The following is a 19174-nucleotide window of genomic DNA, read 5'->3' on the forward strand; positions in this document are numbered from 1 at the left end:
TGTCAGTAAAGGCTTGGGCAAGCTTCTAGGACAGGGCAGGGGCGGGGGCAAGAGGGCGACCGCCCCGCAGCGGACATCAGACCAGCGGCACCCCGTAGGATTCGAAAATCGCGCTGAGCCGGTCGAGCGGCGGCGTGGCCTCTCGTGGCAGGTAGGCGCGACGCCCGTCGCGCAGCGTGACCATGCATTCGTCGCCCGCAAGCTTGCGCCGCCGCAGCCGCGCCGAGTCGATCTGTGCGAGGGGGAACGTGCCCAATTGCCGCCCGTTGCGGTAGACTTCCATTCGCGCAGGCGTGATCCGCAGCAGCCCCGAGCGGTTGCGCATCAGCTTGTACAAAGTGAGGGCGAGATAGATCCACGCGGCGACATGAATCCATGTCGTCGCGGTCAGTTTCATTGCGCCGTAGAGCAGCGCCATCCCGAAGGCGAGCGCAAGATACCCTCCCGCCCGGCGGGCCTGGTGTCGGTATTCAAATTCATTGTCGTCCATGGTCGAGCCTGTTCGCGAAACTGCCCAACGCCCGCAAGTCGCGAGCGTCCGCCTTTCGTAGCGCGAGAACCCGGCACGGATGGGCCGAGAATGCGGCCAATCCGTGGTCTTCCGGGATCGCGCGCAGGCGCCGCGCGGAAATCAGCCCAGTAGACGCTGCGTCATCTCGGACAGGTCGCGACTGAGACCCGGTTGCGCGGCGATCCGTTCCAACTCGCTGCGCATCTTCTCGCGCCGGCCTTCGTCATAGCGCGTCCATGTCTCGAAAGCGGTGGACATGCGGGCGGCGACCTGCGGGTTGACCGGATCGAGCTTGAGCAGCCAATCGGCATAGAAGCGATAGCTCGCCCCGTCCGCGCGGTGGAAGCCCGCGTGATTGCCCGACAGCCCCGCCATCAGCGCCCGGAAGCGGTTCGGCGTCTTCCATGTGAAGAGCGGATCGCCGGTCAGCGCCTCGGCGCGCTCCAGCGCCATCTCTGGCGGGCAATTGGCGAGCTGGACGAGGAACCACTTGTCCATCACCAGCCGGTCGCCCTGCCAGCGGTCGCGGAATTCGGCCATCGCGCTCGCATCCTGTCCGGTCTGCACCAGTGCCGCGAGCGCGCCGAAGCTTTCGGTCATGTTCTCGGCCGAGGCGAACAGGGCACCCGCGCGGGCTCCGCCGTCGATGCGGTTCAAAAGCCGCAGAACGGCAAGGCGCAGCGCCCGCGGGCCAGCCTGCTCCGGGTCGGAGCTGTAGGGCGCCGTCGCTTCGGTCTTGGTGAAAATCTCGGCCAGAAGCGTCTTATGCGCAGTCGCAACATCGCGGGCGAGCGCTTCGCGCGCCTCATGGATCGCCGCAGGATCGGGCGTCTCGCCCTGATCGTAGAGCGCCTGCGCGATGCTTTCCTCGGAGGGCAGGTTCAGACACAGCGCGCGGAAGGCCGGATCGGCGGATTCGTCGCGCAACAGCGCACCCATCGCATCGGAGAAGGATCGGTCACCCTCTTGTCCCAGAACGCGCCCGATCAGCATCTTCTGGGCCAGCGCACGCCCCGCTTCCCATCGGTTGAACGGGTCGCGGTCATGGGTCAGCAGGAAGGCAAGCTCGGACGTGTCGGCGTCGCGCTCCAGCCGCACGGGGGCGGAGAAGTCGCGCAGGATCGAGGGCACCGGGCGCGTCGCGAGCCCGTCGAAGGTGAAGCTCTGCCTCGCCTCTGTCATCTCAAGAACGGTGGATGGCACGACCTCGTCGCCATTCTCGTTGAGCAGCCCGACTTCAATCGGGATGTGGCGCAACGGCTTTTCTTCCTGACCGGGCGTGGGGCGCGTTTCCTGTTCGAATTCAAGCGTGTATACGCCGTCCTTGAAGCTGTCGCGCACCCGTAGCGTCGGCGTGCCCGCATCGGTATACCAGCGCTTGAACTGGCTCAGATCGCGGCCCGAGCTGTCCTCGAACACCTTCAGCCAGTCCTCGATCGTGCAGGCCTGCCCGTCATGGCGCTCGAAATAGAGGTCGAGCGCGGCGCGATAGCCGTCGGGCCCCAGCAGGCGGTGCAACATGCCCACGATCTCGGCGCCTTTCTCGTAGACGGTCGCGGTGTAGAAGTTGTTGATCTCGCGGTAATGATCGGGGCGCGGCGGGTGCGACAGCGGACCGCGATCCTCGCGGAACTGCCGCCCGCGCAGCGCCAGAACGTCGTCGATCCGCTTCGTCGCGTGTCCGCGCATGTCGCCGGTGAACTGCTGGTCGCGATAGACCGTCAGCCCCTCTTTCAGGCACAGCTGGAACCAGTCGCGGCAGGTGATGCGGTTGCCGGTCCAGTTGTGGAAATATTCGTGCGCGATGATGCCTTCGATACGCTCGTAATCAGCATCGGTCGCGGTCTCGGGCGAGGCGAGAACCCATTTGGAGTTGAAAATGTTCAACCCCTTGTTCTCCATCGCGCCCATATTGAAGTCGTCGACGGCGACGATGTTGAAGATGTCCAGGTCGTATTCGCGGCCGTAAACCTCTTCGTCCCAGCGCATCGACCGATGCAGCGCCTGCAGCGCGAAGTCGCAACGGTCTTCGTCGCCCGGACGGACCCAGATATTCGTGGCGACCTCTCGGCCCGACATCGTGGTGAATGTGCCCGAATGCGCGCGAAGGTCACCCGCGACCAGTGCGAAGAGATAGGCGGGCTTGGGCCACGGATCGACCCATTCGGCATAGCCGTCGCGGTTCGCGACCAGATCGCCATTCGACAACAGAACCGGCTGATCGCCGGTAATCGTGACGTGGAAGCGCGCCATCACGTCGGGGCGGTCCGGATAGAAGGTAATCTTGCGGAAGCCCTCGGCCTCGCATTGCGTGCAATACATGCCGTTCGACATGTAAAGCCCTTCCAGCGCGGTGTTTTTCGAGGGTGCGATCCGCGTCACGGTCTCCAGCGTGAAGTCTCGTGCCGGCAGAATATCCGCCGGGAGCGTAAGGCCGGTCTTGCTGAGTTGGTATTCACCGGAGGCCAGCTCGCGCCCGTCCAGCGCAATCGAGACAAGCTCCAGCTCCTCCCCATCGAGATGCAGCGCCGCCACCGCTTCCCGCGGAGAGAAGGCTAGGCGCGCGCGTACTTCTGTCGCGTCCGGATCGAGCGTGAAATCGAGTCCCACGCTCTTGAGCGTGAAAGGATAGGGGCGGTAGTCGATCAGGCGCTTGGGAAGGGCTTGGGTAGCCGTCGTGTCGGCGGGCATTCTTGCGATATTCCTCGTTATTCTCGGCTTGTGTGACGTGGAACGTTTCGGCGCGAAGGCAAGCGCGCCTTCTGGGTATCGCTTCCCGTTTCGGGCGGGCGCGATCCGGTTTCGCCTCAGTCACGCAGTTCAGTGCCAAGAGTATCCGTCCCGCGCGCGGTTTTCAAAGCGGTTTCGCCGGCAGGGCCGGGCGGTTCGCTGCCGACGGGCTGAACCCGAACCGGGACGACCGCGTTACCCGAAGTGAAGGGGGCCGGATCGATGCGCTCTGCGCCACGGCCCCGACAGGACACTATCGAAGATGGAAGGAGCAATCCGATGTCCGCACCGAATACGAATACAAATGGCGAGAAGAAGAGGCATGCCCCCGCCCTGATCGGCATGGCCATGGTCGTGATACTGGGCGTGGCGGTGATCCTCGTATGGATCGCGATGGCCGCAAATTCCCCGCAACCGACCGGGGCGGGTGCAGACCAGACAGAGGCGCCCGCCGCGACGCAGAACGCCCCGAAAACCGAAGGCGTCGTCCGCTCCGAGCCGCCATCGGCGCCGCTTGACGGGCTTGGTACCTCGACCACCCAGGCGCCCGCGACGACCGGGGTCGGCGAAGGCGGGGTCAATGGTGAGGCAACGCCGGGCGACACCATACAGCAGTAACTCCTGGGCGACGACTGTCGCGCCACAAAAGTGATATCAGCGCCGATGCCTCGGCGGGCGGGGTTCGAAAAGCCCCGCCTGCCGAGGCATGCGCGGTTCTCCTGACCGCTTTTCCGGCTTCGCGCCTTCCCGCGTGCTTTCCGTAATCCGCTGGACATTCGCGCCCAGCGGTTTCATCTAATACGCGTCTGAGAAAACGGGAGGCATCATGGCACAGCGGGTCGCGCGAAACGAACTGCAGGTGGCGGTCGAACTGGCCGCTTTCATCGAGGATCAAGCTTTGCCAGGGACCGGCGTCGCGCCGGAGCGCTTCTGGGAAGGGCTCTCGGAACTGTTGCATACGCTGGGGCCGAAGAACCGTGCGCTGCTCGAGACGCGCGAGTCGATCCAGTCCAAGCTCGACGATTGGCATTCGCATCGCCGCGCCGAAGGCTTTGATTTCGAAGACTATAAATCCTTCCTGCGCGAGATCGGTTATCTCCTGCCCGAAGGCGACGATTTCAAGATCGAGACCCCCGAGACCGATCCCGAATTCGCCACCGTCTGTGGTCCGCAGCTCGTCGTGCCGATCACCAACGCGCGCTACGCACTCAACGCCGCGAACGCCCGCTGGGGCAGCCTCTATGATGCGCTTTACGGCACCGATGCGCTTGGCGATCTGCCGCAGGGCAAGGGCTACGATCCCAAGCGCGGCGCCCGCGTGATCGAGCGTGCCAAGGCGTTTCTCGACGAAGCCGTGCCGCTTGCGGGCGGAAGCTGGACCGACGTGACCGCGCTGCGCGTGGAGAACGGCGTGTTCTTCGTGGAGAACGCGGTGGGCGAGACGGGGCTGGCCGATCCGGCGCAGTTCCTCGGGTTCAACATCTCCGACGAGGGCGCGCTGTCCGAAGTTCTTTTGGAAAACAACGGGCTGCATCTCGTGATCGAGATCGACCCGACCACCGAAGTCGGTCAGGCCGATCCTGCCGATATCGCGGATGTCATCCTGGAGGCCGCGGTCAGCACGATCATGGATTGCGAGGACTCGGTGGCTTGTGTCGATGCCGAGGACAAGGTTCTCGCCTATGGCAACTGGCTGGGCCTGATGAAGGGCGATCTGCGCGAGAACGTCGTGAAGAACGGCGAGAAGACCGTGCGGCGGCTCGAAGGCGATTATCAGTTCACCGGGGGCGGTGGCGAGAAGATCACGCTGAAGGGCCGCTCGCTGATGCTGGTGCGCAATGTCGGCCACCTGATGACCACCCCCGCGATTCTGACCCGCGACGGGGAAGAAGCCTATGAGGGGCTGATGGACGCGATGGTCACCACGCTCTGCGCGATGCATGACCTCAAGAAGACCGAAGGCCCGCGCAACTCCGTCACCGGCTCGGTCTACGTGGTGAAGCCGAAGATGCACGGCCCCGAAGAGGTCGCCTTCGCGACCGAGATTTTCGACAAGGTCGAAGAGGTTCTGGGCCTGCCGCGCTACACGGTGAAGCTCGGCATCATGGACGAGGAGCGCCGCACCTCGGTCAACCTCAAGGAATGCATCCGCGCCGCGAAGAACCGTGTGGCCTTCATCAACACCGGTTTCCTCGACCGCACGGGCGACGAGATCCACACCTCGATGCAGGCCGGTCCGATGCTGAGCAAGGGCGAGATGAAGTCTCAGCCCTGGATCGAAGCCTACGAGGATCGCAACGTCGATATCGGTCTGGCCTGCGGGCTCGCCGGCAAGGCGCAGATCGGCAAGGGCATGTGGGCGATGCCCGACAAGATGGCCGATATGCTCGAGGCCAAGGTGAACCATCCGCTCGCGGGCGCGAACTGCGCCTGGGTGCCGTCGCCGACCGCTGCCACGCTGCACGCCACCCATTACCACAAGATAGACGTGAAGCGCCGCCAGCAGGAAATCGCCGCGATGAACCGTCCGGCGCGGCTCGACGATTTGCTGACGATCCCGCTCGCGCGTGGGAAGAACTACTCGGAGGAGGAAATCCGCACCGAGATCGAGAACAACGCGCAAGGCATCCTCGGCTATGTCGTGCGCTGGGTCGATCAGGGGGTGGGCTGCTCCAAGGTGCCCGACATCCATGACGTCGGCCTGATGGAAGACCGTGCGACCTGCCGGATTTCCAGCCAGGCGATCGCGAACTGGCTCGAGCATGGGCTGGTGAGCGAAGGCCAGGTGATGGAGGCGCTGCGCAAGATGGCCAAGGTCGTCGACCGTCAGAACGAGGGCGATCCCAACTACCGCCCCATGGCGCCCGGCTATGACGGCTTCGCGTTCCAGGCGGCCTGCGATCTGTGCTTCCTCGGTACGGTCCAACCCTCGGGATATACGGAACCGGTGCTGCATCAGCGCCGCCTGCAAGAGAAGGAGGAACGCGCATGATCACGCTCGAACAGGCGCAGAAGATGATCGAGACCGCGCTGGCGCAAGGCGCGGAGGACGGGCTGAAACCGCTCTCGGCGATCGTCCTGGATGCGGGCGGCCACCCGCTTGCTTTCGCGCGCGCCGATGGCGCGGCGCCGGGCCGCTTCGATATTGCGCAAGCCAAGGCTTACGGCGCGGTGATGCTGGGGATGGGCGGCAAGGCGCAGATGGCGCGGGCCGAGGCGCAGGCCTATTTCATGGCCGCGGTGAACGGCATCTATGACGGCAAGACCTGCCCCGTGCCCGGCGGCGTTCTGATCCGCGACGAGAGCGGCGCGGTGATCGGTGCGATGGGCGTCACCGGCGACACCTCGGACAATGACGCCAAGGTGGCCGTGGCCGGGATCGAAGCCGCGGGCTTCACCGCCGAGGACTGATCACCCTGCCAAGGTTTGATTTCGGGCGGTCCGGCAGGCGATGCCGGGCCGCCCGCGCCGTCTCGGTCCCCGCTTGACCCCCGCTCGGGCCATTGACGCGCGCGGCGCGCTCTGGCAGGGGAGAGCGCAAATAAGGACAATGAGAATGCACCTGTTTTCCGACATCCGCGCCGCGGTGATTGCGGCACTCGATCAGATGGTTTCCGAAGGCGCGCTGCCCGAGGGGCTGGACTACGCAAACGTCGCGGTGGAGCCGCCGCGCGATCCGCTGCATGGCGACATGGCGACCAACGCCGCGATGGTGCTGGCCAAGCCCGCCAAGTCGAAACCGCGCGACATCGCCGAGGCGCTGGCGGCCAAGCTGGCCGCAGATGACCGGATCGTCAGCGCCGATGTCGCCGGTCCCGGTTTCATCAACCTGCGCCTCGATCCGAAGGTCTGGGCTGATGTGACCCACGCCGTTCTGAAAGAGGGCGCGGATTACGGGCGCTCCGATCTGGGCCGCGGCGTGAAGGTGAACGTGGAATATGTCTCCGCGAACCCGACCGGCCCGATGCATGTCGGCCATACCCGCGGCGCCGTCTTCGGCGATGCGCTGGCAAGCCTGCTGGATTTCGCGGGCTATGACGTCACGCGGGAATATTACATCAACGATGGCGGCGCGCAGGTCGATGTGCTCGCCCGCTCCGCCTATGAGCGCTATCGCGAAGCCTGTGGCCTCGAGCCGGAAATTCGCGAGGGGCTCTATCCCGGCGATTACCTGATCCCGGTCGGTGAGGCGATCAAGGCCAAGTATGGCGAGAGCCTGCTCGACAAACCCGAGGAAGACTGGCTCGAAGATATCCGCGAATTCGCGACCGAGCAGATGATGGAGATGATCCGCGAGGACCTCGCCTGTCTCGGCGTGAAAATGGATGTCTTCTCCTCCGAGAAATCGCTCTACGGCACCGGCCAGATCGAGGCGGCGCTGAAGCGGCTCGAGGATCTGGGCCTGATCTACGAGGGTGTGCTCGACCCGCCGAAGGGCAAACTGCCCGAGGATTGGGAGGAGCGCGAGCAGACCCTGTTCCGCTCGACCGAATATGGCGATGACGTGGACCGCCCGGTGAAGAAGTCGGACGGCTCGTGGACCTATTTCGCCCCCGATATCGCCTATCACTGGACCAAGATCGATCGTGGCTACGATCTGCTGATCGACGTCTTCGGCGCCGACCATGGCGGCTATGTGAAGCGGATGAAGGCAGCCGTGGCTGCGCTGTCGGATCGCAAGGTGACGCTTGATATCAAGCTGATCCAGCTGGTGAAGCTGTTCAAGAACGGCGAGCCCTTCAAGATGTCGAAGCGCGCGGGCACTTTCGTGACGCTGCGCGACGTGGTGGAGCAGGCGGGCGCGGATGTGACCCGCTTCCACATGCTCACCCGCAAGAACGACGCGCCGCTGGATTTCGATTTCGACAAGGTGCTTGAGCAGTCCAAGGACAACCCGGTCTTCTACGTGCAATATGCCCATGCCCGGGTCTGCTCGGTGCTGCGCAAGGCGGCGGAAGCGGGCTGGGACATGTCCGATGCGCGTCTCGCCGAGGTCGATCTGTCCGGCGAGTGGCATCCGTCCGAGCTCGAACTGGTCAAGAAGATCGCCGAATGGCCGCGTCTTCTGGAGATCGCGGCGCGCGCGAACGAGCCGCACCGGGTGGCTTTCTACCTCTACGATCTCGCCTCGGATCTGCACAGCCTGTGGAACCGTGGCAATGACGAGCCGTCCCTGCGCTTCCTGCAGGAGGGCGACGAGGCCGCATCGGCGGCGAAAATCGCCCTCGCACGAGCCTGTGCCGTTGTCATTTCCGCCGGTCTTGGTATTCTTGGCGTGACCCCGGCTGAAGAGATGCGCTGAACGCACGCCGCCGGGAACAGGCAAATTCCGGGTCAACCGGGCAAGGCCGGGCAACCGGCGGCGAGGCGACGAGCATGACGACCTACGACTACCGCGAGAGTGGGGGTTACGGGCATGAACACCCGCAGCCCCATTACGCGCATCCCGAAGATCCCGTTCCAGAGCGTGCGCCGCGTGTCGTGTCGCGCTGGGTCAACGTGGCCGGGGCACTGACTTCGGTCGCGATGATCGCCGGGCTGGTGGTTTGGGGGTACAAGCTGGCGATGCGCGATCTGAACGGCGTGCCGGTGATCCGCGCGATGGACGGGCCCGCCCGGATCGCGCCCGAAGACCCGGGCGGCGAACTTGCGCGCCATACCGGTCTGGCTGTCAACGACGTGGCCGGCACGGGGCAGGCGGCACCTGCACCTGAGAAAGTGACTCTCGCGCCAAGCCCGGAAGGGTTCACCGACGAAGATAAGCCGATGGGCGAGCTGGCGGCGGAAACGCAGGTGGCGAGCGATGCGTCTGGCGCGGGTGACGGATCCAACCCAGCGTCCAACCCTGCCGTGGAGGCGGCGATTGCGGCGCTCGAGCCTGCCGCGCTCAATGCCGATCCGTCGCAGGTGAAGGATGCGCCCGACATTCCCGTCGAGCCTGCATTGATGAGCCCGGCCATGCCCGAGACGCGCCCCGATGCGGTCGCGCAGGACGCAGCCCCCGAGAGCGACGCAGTCAGCGGTGTGATCCCGGCCTCCGTGCCGGGCGTCTCGCGCTCGCCGCGCCCGCAGTCCAAACCGATGCGCGATCAGCTGCTGGCGGCGGCGCTGGAGCAGGCGGTGACGAAGCAGATGTCGGCCGGGCAAGCGGAGGCCGGCGTCGTCGATCTCGACCCGTCCGAACTGTCGGCGGGCACGCGCCTCGTGCAGGTCGGCGCCTTCGATACGGCAGCGGCGGCGAAGGGCGAATGGGACCGGATCGCCAAGCGCTTCGAAGCGCTGATGACCGACAAGAAGCGCGTGATCCAGAAGGCGAGCTCCGGCGGGCGCGATTTCTATCGCCTCCGCGTCGCGGGCTTCGACGACGTGACCGAAGCGCGCCAGTTCTGCGCGGCCCTCGTGGCCGAGCGGCAGAACTGCATCCCGACGCAGGCACGCTGATGGGCGTCGCGGCGATCTTCGGCTGCGAGGGGACCGAGCTCTCCGCGCGCGAGCGGGATTTCTTCCGCGAGGCCGATCCGTGGGGCTTCATCCTGTTCTCGCGCAATATCGATACGCCCGAGCAGGTCACGCGTCTGACCGACGCTCTGCGCGGGGCGGTGGGGCGCGATGCGCCGGTTCTGATCGATCAGGAAGGCGGGCGGGTGCAGCGGCTGCGCGGGCCCCAGTGGCGCGAATGGCTGCCGCCGCTGGAGCAGGCGAAGCAGGCAGGGGCGCAGGCACCGCGCTCCTTCTGGCTGCGCTCGCGGATCATGGCCGAGGAGCTGCGCGCGGTCGGCATTGATGTGAACTGCGCGCCCACCTGCGATATCGCGGGGCTTCTGACCCATCCCTTCCTGCAAAACCGTTGTCTGGGCAAGGATGCGGCGACGGTGATCGCCAATGCCCGCGCCACGGCCGAGGGGCTGCTGGCGGGCGGCGTGCTCCCGGTGATCAAGCATATTCCGGGCCACGGTCGGGCGATTTCGGACAGCCACAAGGATTTGCCGGTGGTCGAGGCCTCGAAGGCCGATCTGATCGCGACTGATTTCGCGCCGTTCAAGGCGCTTTCCGATCTGCCACTGGGCATGACGGCGCATATCCGCTTCACCGCGCTCGACGCGGCTCCCGCGACGCAGAGCGCGAAGATCATCAAGATGATCCGTGAGGAGATCGGCTTCGGCGGGCTCCTGATGAGTGACGATATCGGGATGGAGGCGCTGGCGGGCGGCTTCGGGACACGCACGGCTGCCGCGCTGGCGGCGGGCTGCGATCTGGTGCTCCATTGCAAGGGCGACATGCCCGCGATGGAAGAGGTGGCGATGGCCGCCCCGGCGATGAGCGAGGCCGCACAGGCCCGCGCCGAGGCCGCGCTGGACCGGCGCTTGCCGCCCGAGACAGTTGACATGGCCGCGCTCGATGCCGAACTTGAGGCACTCTTGAGCGGCGGCATGGATGAGTGACACCGAAAATCTGTTCGACTCGCAAACGGTCGCGGATCGGCTTCAGGCCGAGGCGCTGATCGTCGATGTCGACGGGTTCGAAGGCCCGCTCGACCTGCTGCTGACGCTCTCGCGCAGCCAGAAAGTCGATCTGCGCAAGATCTCCGTGCTGCAACTGGCAGAGCAATATCTGGCCTTCGTCGAACGCGCCAAGGCGTTGCGCATCGAGCTGGCCGCCGATTACCTCGTGATGGCGGCCTGGCTCGCCTTCCTGAAATCGCGGCTTCTGCTGCCGCCTGACCCCGAGGCCGAAGGCCCCTCGGCGGAAGATCTGGCCGAGCACCTCGCCTTCCAGCTGGAACGCCTGCAGGCGATGCGCGAGGCGGCGGCGCAGCTGATGGCGCGCGACCGGCTGGGGCGCGACACCTTCGCGCGCGGCATCTCGGAAGAGGTCGAGCGCGTCCGCAAGGTCACCTATTCGGCCTCGCTGATGGACCTGATGCAGGCCTATGCGCGCATCCGCACGCGCGATGAATTCCGCCCCTATGCGTTCGATCGGACTAATGTCTTCACGATGGAGGAGGCGCTGGACCGGATGCGCAGTCTGATCGGTTTCGCCGGTGGCTGGTCGGAGCTGACCACCTTCCTGCCCGACGGGTGGACCGCCGACCCCAAACGCCGACGCTCGGCCACCGCCGCGACTTTCGCGGCCTCGCTGGAGATGGCCAAGCAAGGCCAGATCGAGCTGCGCCAGAGCGATACGTTCCAACCCATTTCGATCCGGAAGAAGACATGAACGACGAGCCGGAACAGACCGAAGAAAAAGAAGAAACCCTCTTTGCCGCGCCGCCCATTGCCGAGCAGGAGCGGATGGTCGAAGCGATCCTCTTCGCCTCTGCCGAACCCGTCCGCATCCGCGAGATGGAAGAACGGATGCCGCATGGTTGCGACCCCGCCGAGGCGCTCGTGCATCTGCGCAAGCGCTACGAGGGGCGCGGCGTGCGGGTGGTGAAGGTCGGCGACGCCTGGGCGGTGCGCACCGCGCCCGATCTAGCCTTCCTGATGCAGAAAGAGACGGTTGAGGAGCGCAAGCTTTCCCGCGCCGCGGTCGAGACGCTGGCGATCATCGCCTATCACCAGCCGGTCACCCGCGCCGAGATCGAGGAAATCCGCGGCGTCGCCGTCTCGCGCGGCACGATCGACCAGTTGCTGGAAATGGAATGGATCCGCTTCGGTCGGCGCCGCATGACGCCGGGCCGCCCCGTCACCTTCGTCGTGACGCAGGAATTCCTCGACCAGTTCAGCCTCGAGAGCGCCCGCGACCTGCCGGGTCTCAAGGAGCTGCGCGCCGCAGGCCTGCTGGACTCGCGCCCCCTTCCGGGTGCAGGCTCGGACGACGACGAGGAGGGCGAGGAGGACGAGGTCCAGACCGGCCAGTCCGAATTGTTCGAGGATTGACAGGGGGATATCCGATGAACTTCAACCAGATCATCAACATGGTCATCCGGATGTTCCTGCGCCGGGGGATCAACTGGGGGATCAACAAGGGCATCGGCATGGCTTCGAAGCGCGGCGGCAAGGGCAAGAGCGCGAGCCCGATGACGGCGCAGGAGCGCAAGCAGGCCCAAACCGCACGCGAGGCGGTCAAACGCGCGCGCAAAGCGGCGCGGATCACGCGGCGCATGTGATCTCATGGAAAAGGGCGCCGCCGGATCGACCCGCGACGCCCTTCTTCGTGCTTTCCTCTATTCACGCCTTAGCCGGGTACTGGCGCATCCTTGTGGATCAGCCCGGCCCCGCGCAGGTCCTGCCAGAACTCCGCCGGGATCGGCATGTTCATTGCCGCCACGTCGTCGATCGCCTCGTCGGGACGTCCAAGCCCCACCACCACCGTCTGCACCACATCCGGCGCTTTCGCGAATTGCAACGCGGCCGCGAGCAGATTCACCCCATGATCGAAGGCCACCTCTCTCAGGCGATCGCGCTTCTCCATCCGCTCTTTCGCGATGACACTGTTCTTGGCGCCATAATGGTAACGGTGGAGCCCCGCGAGGAAGCCCGCATTCAGCGCCGAGCCGATGACGAAGCTGTTGCCGTGTTTGCGCGCCGCTGGGAAGACCGTCTCGACCGCGTGATCATGTTCCACCAGCGAATACTGGCTCGCCATCAGGTGCAGATCCGGATCGCTGTCTTCCATCGATTTCAGGATCGGCTCGGGTCGGTTCACGCCCATGCCCCATGCCTTGATGACCCCTTGGTCACGCAGCTCGCTCAGCGTCGCGAAACAGCCCTCGACCGCCTCGGGCCACAGCTCCAGCCAGTCCTTCGGCAGCGCGCCGTTATCGGGCGAGAGGTCGTGCACGAAGACCACGTCGAGACTGTCGAGCCCGGTGCGCTGCAACGTGTCCTCGATCGAGCGGAGCGTACCCTCGCGGCTGTAGTCGTAGACCTCGATATTGGGCGAGGGGGAGTAGGGCATGAGCTGCTGATTGCGATGCTCGGGCCCCGCTTTCAGGAGCCGCCCGACTTTCGAGCTGAGCACGAAGCTTTCGCGCGGCTTGTGATGCAGGAACTGCCCGTAGCGGCGTTCGGCCAAGCCGACGCCGTAATGCGGCGCCACGTCGAAATAGCGGATGCCCGCTTCCCACGCGGCCTCGAGCGTGTCCGCCGCCTGCCGGTCTGTCGTGACGCGGAACTCGTTGCCAAGCGCAACGCCCCCCATGCCGATCGGGTGCGGGAGTTCGTATCTGTCGGTCATGGGGTCTCCTTTCTGGTGAGCAGGTTGGGCAACGTGAGCGGGGTGATCGGGTTCCGGGGCGCTAGCGCCCCTGCCGCCGCGCCATGAAAGCCAGTCGCTCGAACAGGTGTACGTCCTGCTCGTTCTTCAGAAGCGCCCCGTGCAGCTTCGGCAGCAGGCTCGCGCCTTCGCGTTTGAGGTCTTCGGGGTTCAGGTCCTCGGCGAGCAGAAGTTTCAGCCAGTCGAGCACCTCGGAGGTCGAGGGCTTCTTCTTCAGGCCCGGTGTTTCGCGGATCTCGTAGAACTGGCTCAGCGCCTCGGTCAGCAGCCGGTCCTTGATGTCGGGGAAATGGACGGCGACGATTTCGCGCATGACCGCGGGTTCCGGGAACCGGATGTAGTGGAAGAAGCAGCGGCGCAGGAAGGCGTCGGGCAGTTCCTTCTCGTTGTTCGAGGTGATGATGACGACGGGGCGGTGTTTCGCGCGGATCGTCTCGCCGGTTTCGTAGACGTGGAACTCCATTTTATCGAGTTCCTGCAGCAGGTCGTTCGGGAACTCGATATCGGCCTTGTCGACCTCGTCGATCAGTAGCACGACCTTCCGGTCCGCCTCGAAGGCCTGCCAGAGCTTGCCCTTGCGGATGTAGTTCTTAACGTCGTTGACGCGTTCGTCGCCCAGCTGGCTGTCGCGCAGACGGCTGACGGCGTCGTATTCGTAAAGGCCCTGCTGCGCCTTGGTGGTGGATTTGATGTTCCACTCGACCATCTCCATCCCGAGGCTCTGTGCCACCTGCCGCGCGAGTTCCGTCTTGCCGGTGCCCGGCTCGCCCTTCACCAGAAGGGGGCGCTCCAGCGCCACTGCGGCATTGACCGCGACGGTGAGATCGGGCGGGGCGACATAGCTGTCGGTCGATTGGAATTGCACGGGGGATACGCTCCGGTTTCGAGATCGCTACGCAATGATCTTGCGCAAATCGTTTGCAACCTATCTGCGCCAAAATGCTGCCGAAACCCAGGCGTAAGAATTGATGAGGAAACGCGCAGTGATGGTGAATGCGGACGTGACAACCCTGTGTTCTTGGGGTATTGGAGCGCCCGAGGAGAGTTGGCCGATGGCGAATGACGATCATGGTGGCGCCCCCGGCCCGGAAGAGAGGGCAGGTATGAGAGCAGAAGTTTTCCTTCCGGATGATTATCGTCCGGCCGAGAATGAACCCTTCATGAATGACCGGCAGCTGGAATATTTCCGCAGAAAGCTTCTGGCGTGGAAGGCCGAACTTCTCGAACAATCCGCTGAAACGCTGGAAGGTCTCGCGGAATCGGCGCGCAACGTGCCCGATATTGCCGACCGCGCCTCCGAGGAAACCGATCGTGCGCTGGAACTGCGCACCCGCGACCGTCAGCGCAAGCTGGTCAGCAAGATCGACTCGGCGCTGCGCCGTATCGAGAATGGCGAATACGGTTATTGCGAAAAGACCGGGGAGCCGATCTCGCTCAAGCGTCTCGATGCGCGTCCGATCGCGACGATGACGCTGGAAGCGCAGGAGAAGCACGAGCGCCGCGAGCGGGTGCATCGCGACGATTGATCCCACGCGCGGATTGCGCGTGTCGGAGAACGAAACGCGCGTTGCCTTCGGGCGGGAAGGCGCGCAAAACATTTCGACACCGGCACCGCCAAGGTGCCGGTGTTCGCTTTTCAAGGAGGTCCCATGCTGATCGGGCGCAAGGTTACGGTTCTGGGTGCGGGGATCGCGGGGCTGACAGTGGCGCGGGCCTTGGCGATGCGCGGCGCGGATGTCGAGGTGCTCGAACAGGCCGAGGCGATCCGCGAGGTCGGCGCCGGGCTGCAGGTTTCGCCCAACGGGGCGGCTGTGCTGCGCGCGCTGGGGCTGGGCGAGGCGCTGGAGGCGGCGGGGCCGCGCGCCGAGGCGGTGCGGCTCGTCGATGGCGAGACCGGGAGCCAGGTGGCCAAGCTCGACATGGCGCGGTTGCGGCCCGATGCCGATTACCATTTCGTTCACCGCGCCCGGCTGATCGAACTGCTGGCCGAAGGCGCGCGCGAGGCCGGTGTGAAGATCCGTCTTCTGCAACAGATCGAGCGGGTGGACCTGTCGGGGCCGCATCCGGTCTTGCACACCAAGCAGGGTGCACAGATCGAAACCGATCTGCTGATCGGCGCGGACGGGCTGAATTCCAAGGCGCGCGAGGCGCTCAACGGGCGGGTGGCGCCCTTCTTCACCCATCAGGTGGCGTGGCGCGCGCTGGTGCCGTGCGACGATGCCGAGCCGAAGATCGCGCAGGTCTTCATGGGCGCAGGCAAGCACCTTGTGAGCTATCCGCTGGGCCGGGGGCTGCGCAATATCGTGGCGGTCGAGGAGCGGCATCGCTGGGTCGAGGAGAGCTGGGCGCTCGAGGATGATCCGATCAATCTGCGCACCGCCTTCGAGGATTTCTGCCCGACCGTGCGCGGCTGGCTCGATCAGGCCGAGAAAGTTAACCTATGGGGCCTGTTCCGTCACCCTGTGGCCGAGCGCTGGTTCGCGCCCGGTATCGCGATTCTGGGCGACGCCGCGCATCCCACTCTGCCTTTCCTTGCGCAGGGTGCCGTGATGGCGATGGAGGATGCCTGGGTTCTGGCCGAGGCGCTTGCCAATCACGAGACCGACGAAGTGGCTTTCGCGGCCTATCAGAATGCGCGCTGGGATCGCTGTGACCGGATCGTGGCCGCGGCGAACAAGAACGCGCGGAATTATCACCTGTCAGGAGCTCCGCGCACCTTGGGTCATCTCGCTTTGCGCGCCGCCTCCCGGTTCACTCCGGAGCGGCTGGTCGGTCGTTTCGACTGGATTTATGGCCACGACGTGACGCAGCAGGCCGGGTAGGGCGGTGGTGCCTGTCTGAGGGCGCGGGGCGACCAGCCCCGGGCCGCGCCCGACCCTCAGTCGACACAGAGACGCTGCCCCGGCCCTTCGCTTGCGCTTCGGGCGTTCGCCGGGCGTCCTTCCACTGGAAGGTCGCTTTTCCCGGCTCACCCCATCCGGAAATGCTTGGCGAGCTTCAGGCCCTGACCCTGGTAGTTCGAGGCGATGTCCTTGCCGTAGAGCTGGCGCGGCTCCTCGGCCATGCGCTCATAGACGAGACGGCCCACGACTTGCCCGTGCTCGAGCGCGAAGGGGGCCTCGTGGCAGCGCACCTCCAGCACCCCGCGCGACCCGGTGCCGCCGGCAGCCCCATGCCCGAAGCCGGGATCGAAGAAGCCCGCGTAATGGACGCGGAACTCGCCGACCATCGCCAGATAGGGCGCCATTTCGGCGGCGTGGTCGGGCGGGATCGTCACCGCCTCGCGGCTGACGAGGATGTAGAACGCGCCGGGGTCGAGGATGATGCGGCCATCGGAGGCGCGCACCTCTTCCCAGAAATCGCGGGCCGGGTAATGGCCGATCTTGTCGATGTCGATCACCCCGGTGTGGGGCTTGGCGCGGTAGCCCACCAGATCGCCCTCAGAGGGCTTCAGATCGACCGAGAAGCCCAGACCCTCGTCGATCACGGCGGGGCCATCCACGAGCGGCTCCTGCTGGTGCAGGATCTTCAACTCGGCATCGCTGAGCACCGCCTGACCTGCACGGAATCGGATCTGGTTGAGGCGCATGCCGGGTCGTACCAGAACCGAGAAGCTGCGTGGGCAGATCTCGGCATAAAGCGGGCCGCTATAGCCTTGGGGGATTCGGTCGAACTCGGTGCCGTCATCGGTGATTAGCCGCGTCAGCAGATCGAGCCGTCCGGTGGAGCTTTTGGCATTGGCGACCGCTGTGACGCCCTCAGGCAGCGCGAGGCTCTCCATCAGCGGCACGAGATAGACGCAGCCCTTTTCCAGCACTACGCCGTCATCGGTCAGCGCCATGCGGTGCATCTCGAAGTCATGCAGGCGATGCGAGACCTTCTGGCCTTTGCCCGCAAGGAACGAGGCGCGCAGCCGGTAGGCCACGGTGCCAAGCCGCAGGTCGAGGCTCGCAGGTTGGATCTGTTCGGGAATGATGGCCGGATCCGCAGCGATCTCTCCGCGCGTGATCATCTCTTGCAGCTTCGTGTCGGGCAGCACGCCGATGGTCATCCGATCCCTCCTCCGGATACACGAACGCCCACCCCGATGAAGAGGTGGGCGTTTGTCGAATTGGTCGGGCTGGCGAGATTCGAACTCACGACCTTCCGTCCCCCAGACGGACGCGCTAACCAGGCTGCGCCACAGCCCGACGAGGGGGATATAGTGCGAACCGGGCGGCGGGTGCAAGCAGTTAGTGAGAGAAATTTCACGCCAATTCGTCCGGGGTTGCGATCACTCATTCCGCCCGCGCGGAGCCATGCTGCGCGAGCCTCAGCTGAAGGGACTGCGCACGCAGACGCAACATGCGCAGATCGCCTCGATCGGAAGGGCTGAGCCGCGCCGGATCGAGGGTGCGCAGCCCGTGCAACAGCTTGGCCAGATCGGCCCGCGGGGCGCTTTTCGCGGCGCGGTACTGCCCCCCGCGATTGATCGTCATCGCCACGACAGGAGCCAACGGTTCCGGCTCGGGTTCGACATCGAGCGCCATCGGGGCCTCTGCGTCATCCTCCGACTCGTCCAGTACGGGAGATTCGCGGGAAGCGGTTTCCGACTCGTCGAAGAACGACGGCTGCGAGGCGCCGGGGAAGGGTGTGACTGAGCCGCTCTCACGGGCCTCGATCGGCGCCTCCGCGGAGGCGTTGAGGTCGAGCAGCTCCTCGGGACGCTCGGGCAGCGCTTCGCTTGGCGCGCTGCTCTCGGTGGCGTCTTCAGCCGCCGCCTGCACGACGTCCTCGTGGGCCGCCGCCTCTCGCGGGGCGTCCTCCTGCGGAGAGGTGTCTGTCGCGGCCGCGTCGACCGTCTCGGGCGCAGGTTCCTGCGGCGCGGGTTCTTGCGTCTGGGTGTGCTCTTCGGGGGCCGGGCTGGGCTGGGGCGCGGAAACGGGGGCGATTGACTCCGGAGTGCTCTGCGTGGCCTCACCGGTCTCGCGCTCATCCTCGAGGCTGACTTCCGCCCGCGCGGCCACCTCGCGGATACCTTCCTCGCGCAGCAGTTTCTGCACGCCGCGGATGGTCATGCCCTCGTCATGCAGCAGACGCTTGATGCCGCCCAGAAGTGCGACGTCAGCGGGCCGGTAATACCGCCGCCCGCCCGCACGCTTCACCGGCTTCACTTGGGTGAACTTGCTCTCCCAGAACCGCAGAACATGGGTCGGCGTGTCGAGAAGGTCTGAAACCTCAGAGATCGTCCGAAACGCGTCGGCGGATTTACCCATCGGTAGGACCTGTCACTTGTTGTCGGGTTACTTCGAATTGCCCGCCGCCACGCGGTCCTTCATCAGATGCGAGGGACGGAAGGACAGCACGCGACGCGGCGAGATCGGAACCTCTTCGCCGGTCTTGGGATTGCGGCCCATGCGCTTGGCTTTCTCGCGCACCGAGAAGGTACCGAAAGAGCTTATCTTGACCGTCTCTCCCTCCACGAGGGCGTCGGACATATGCTGCAGCACGCTTTCGACGAGCTGCGCCGATTCATTGCGCGACAATCCAACCTCGCGGAACACCGCTTCGCTGAGATCCATGCGCGTCAGGGTCTTCGACATCCTATCCCCCCGGATAAAGAATTTCGCTAACAGTGACCGACCGTAATTCCCGAGTCAATATCAAGCACTTGGCGGACGGGCTTGATGCGCGGGCTCACGCGCGTTTGCGCGGGAGACGCTTAAAACGAATGCA

General features: G+C 65.3%; 18 protein-coding genes and 1 tRNA gene. 11 read left to right on the top strand and 8 right to left on the bottom strand.

Features of this window, described 5'->3' with window-relative positions:
• Nucleotides 1-76: 76 nt before the first annotated feature.
• Both DEM26_RS15200 and pepN read right to left on the bottom strand, forming a co-directional pair.
• Complete coding sequence (locus DEM26_RS15200; protein ID WP_075775505.1) at nucleotides 77-490, bottom strand: hypothetical protein; 414 nt, start codon at nucleotides 488-490, stop codon at nucleotides 77-79.
• 141 nt (nucleotides 491-631) lie between these two features.
• The gene (pepN, locus tag DEM26_RS15205) at nucleotides 632-3202 is read right to left on the bottom strand and encodes an aminopeptidase N (protein ID WP_109172765.1); all 2571 of its coding nucleotides are present in this window, start codon (nucleotides 3200-3202) and stop codon (nucleotides 632-634) included.
• Between the two features lie 318 nt (nucleotides 3203-3520).
• Between pepN and DEM26_RS15210 the strand changes: the two genes are divergently transcribed.
• The 9 genes from DEM26_RS15210 to DEM26_RS15250 all read left to right on the top strand — a co-directional run bounded on the left by DEM26_RS15210 (nucleotide 3521) and on the right by DEM26_RS15250 (nucleotide 12350).
• Complete coding sequence (locus DEM26_RS15210; RefSeq protein ID WP_088724934.1) at nucleotides 3521-3859, top strand: hypothetical protein; 339 nt, start codon at nucleotides 3521-3523, stop codon at nucleotides 3857-3859.
• 208 nt (nucleotides 3860-4067) lie between these two features.
• Nucleotides 4068-6233, top strand: coding sequence for a malate synthase G (locus DEM26_RS15215; protein WP_075775502.1), 2166 nt, complete (start codon nucleotides 4068-4070; stop codon nucleotides 6231-6233).
• Nucleotides 6230-6652: a GlcG/HbpS family heme-binding protein gene (locus DEM26_RS15220; RefSeq protein WP_075775501.1), complete on the top strand. Its 423-nt coding sequence runs from the start codon at nucleotides 6230-6232 to the stop codon at nucleotides 6650-6652. Before DEM26_RS15215 ends, DEM26_RS15220 begins: the two co-directional genes overlap by 4 nt.
• 145 nt (nucleotides 6653-6797) lie before the next feature.
• Entirely contained in the window at nucleotides 6798-8543 is a 1746-nt protein-coding gene (gene argS, locus DEM26_RS15225) for an arginine--tRNA ligase (RefSeq protein WP_075775500.1), read from the top strand.
• A 74-nt stretch (nucleotides 8544-8617) separates the two neighbouring features.
• Nucleotides 8618-9682 carry an SPOR domain-containing protein gene (locus DEM26_RS15230; protein WP_109172766.1) on the top strand — a complete coding sequence of 355 codons (1065 nt, stop codon included), beginning with the start codon at nucleotides 8618-8620 and terminating at the stop codon, nucleotides 9680-9682.
• Nucleotides 9682-10683, top strand: a complete 1002-nt coding sequence (gene nagZ / locus DEM26_RS15235; protein WP_109172767.1) for a beta-N-acetylhexosaminidase — start codon at nucleotides 9682-9684, stop codon at nucleotides 10681-10683. Before DEM26_RS15230 ends, nagZ begins: the two co-directional genes overlap by 1 nt.
• Nucleotides 10676-11458 (top strand): segregation and condensation protein A, encoded by a 783-nt coding sequence (locus DEM26_RS15240; protein ID WP_075775497.1) that lies wholly within the window; start codon nucleotides 10676-10678, stop codon nucleotides 11456-11458. Before nagZ ends, DEM26_RS15240 begins: the two co-directional genes overlap by 8 nt.
• The gene (gene scpB, locus DEM26_RS15245) at nucleotides 11455-12120 is read left to right on the top strand and encodes an SMC-Scp complex subunit ScpB (RefSeq protein WP_075775496.1); all 666 of its coding nucleotides are present in this window, start codon (nucleotides 11455-11457) and stop codon (nucleotides 12118-12120) included. The genes DEM26_RS15240 and scpB overlap by 4 nt, the downstream gene beginning before the upstream one ends.
• Before the next feature lie 14 nt (nucleotides 12121-12134).
• A complete protein-coding gene (locus tag DEM26_RS15250; RefSeq protein ID WP_075775495.1) occupies nucleotides 12135-12350 on the top strand; it encodes a hypothetical protein in 216 nt (71 codons plus the stop codon).
• A 68-nt stretch (nucleotides 12351-12418) separates the two neighbouring features.
• Here the strand turns inward: DEM26_RS15250 and DEM26_RS15255 are convergent, their stop codons facing one another.
• Entirely contained in the window at nucleotides 12419-13420 is a 1002-nt protein-coding gene (locus tag DEM26_RS15255; protein WP_109172768.1) for an aldo/keto reductase, read from the bottom strand.
• Between the two features lie 61 nt (nucleotides 13421-13481).
• Nucleotides 13482-14324: an AAA family ATPase gene (locus DEM26_RS15260; protein ID WP_088720281.1), complete on the bottom strand. Its 843-nt coding sequence runs from the start codon at nucleotides 14322-14324 to the stop codon at nucleotides 13482-13484.
• A 238-nt stretch (nucleotides 14325-14562) separates the two neighbouring features.
• On the opposite strand from DEM26_RS15260, the gene dksA reads away from it, so the two are divergent.
• Both dksA and DEM26_RS15270 read left to right on the top strand, forming a co-directional pair.
• Nucleotides 14563-14985, top strand: a complete 423-nt coding sequence (gene dksA / locus DEM26_RS15265) for an RNA polymerase-binding protein DksA (RefSeq protein ID WP_075775492.1) — start codon at nucleotides 14563-14565, stop codon at nucleotides 14983-14985.
• 123 nt (nucleotides 14986-15108) lie between these two features.
• Entirely contained in the window at nucleotides 15109-16281 is a 1173-nt protein-coding gene (locus tag DEM26_RS15270; protein WP_088723609.1) for an FAD-dependent monooxygenase, read from the top strand.
• A 146-nt stretch (nucleotides 16282-16427) separates the two neighbouring features.
• On the opposite strand, the gene DEM26_RS15275 is transcribed toward DEM26_RS15270, so the two are convergent.
• The 4 genes from DEM26_RS15275 to ihfA form a co-directional block, all read right to left on the bottom strand.
• Nucleotides 16428-17510, bottom strand: coding sequence for a 2'-deoxycytidine 5'-triphosphate deaminase (locus DEM26_RS15275; RefSeq protein ID WP_109172769.1), 1083 nt, complete (start codon nucleotides 17508-17510; stop codon nucleotides 16428-16430).
• 61 nt (nucleotides 17511-17571) lie between these two features.
• Nucleotides 17572-17649 (bottom strand) — tRNA-Pro (locus DEM26_RS15280).
• 87 nt (nucleotides 17650-17736) lie between these two features.
• The gene (locus tag DEM26_RS15285; protein WP_109172770.1) at nucleotides 17737-18714 is read right to left on the bottom strand and encodes a MerR family transcriptional regulator; all 978 of its coding nucleotides are present in this window, start codon (nucleotides 18712-18714) and stop codon (nucleotides 17737-17739) included.
• A 27-nt stretch (nucleotides 18715-18741) separates the two neighbouring features.
• Nucleotides 18742-19041: an integration host factor subunit alpha gene (gene ihfA / locus DEM26_RS15290; RefSeq protein WP_075775489.1), complete on the bottom strand. Its 300-nt coding sequence runs from the start codon at nucleotides 19039-19041 to the stop codon at nucleotides 18742-18744.
• Nucleotides 19042-19174: the final 133 nt, after the last annotated feature.

Source organism: Thioclava sp. NG1 (genome assembly GCF_003122275.1).
In the GTDB taxonomy this organism is placed as follows: Bacteria; Pseudomonadota; Alphaproteobacteria; order Rhodobacterales; family Rhodobacteraceae; genus Thioclava; species Thioclava nitratireducens.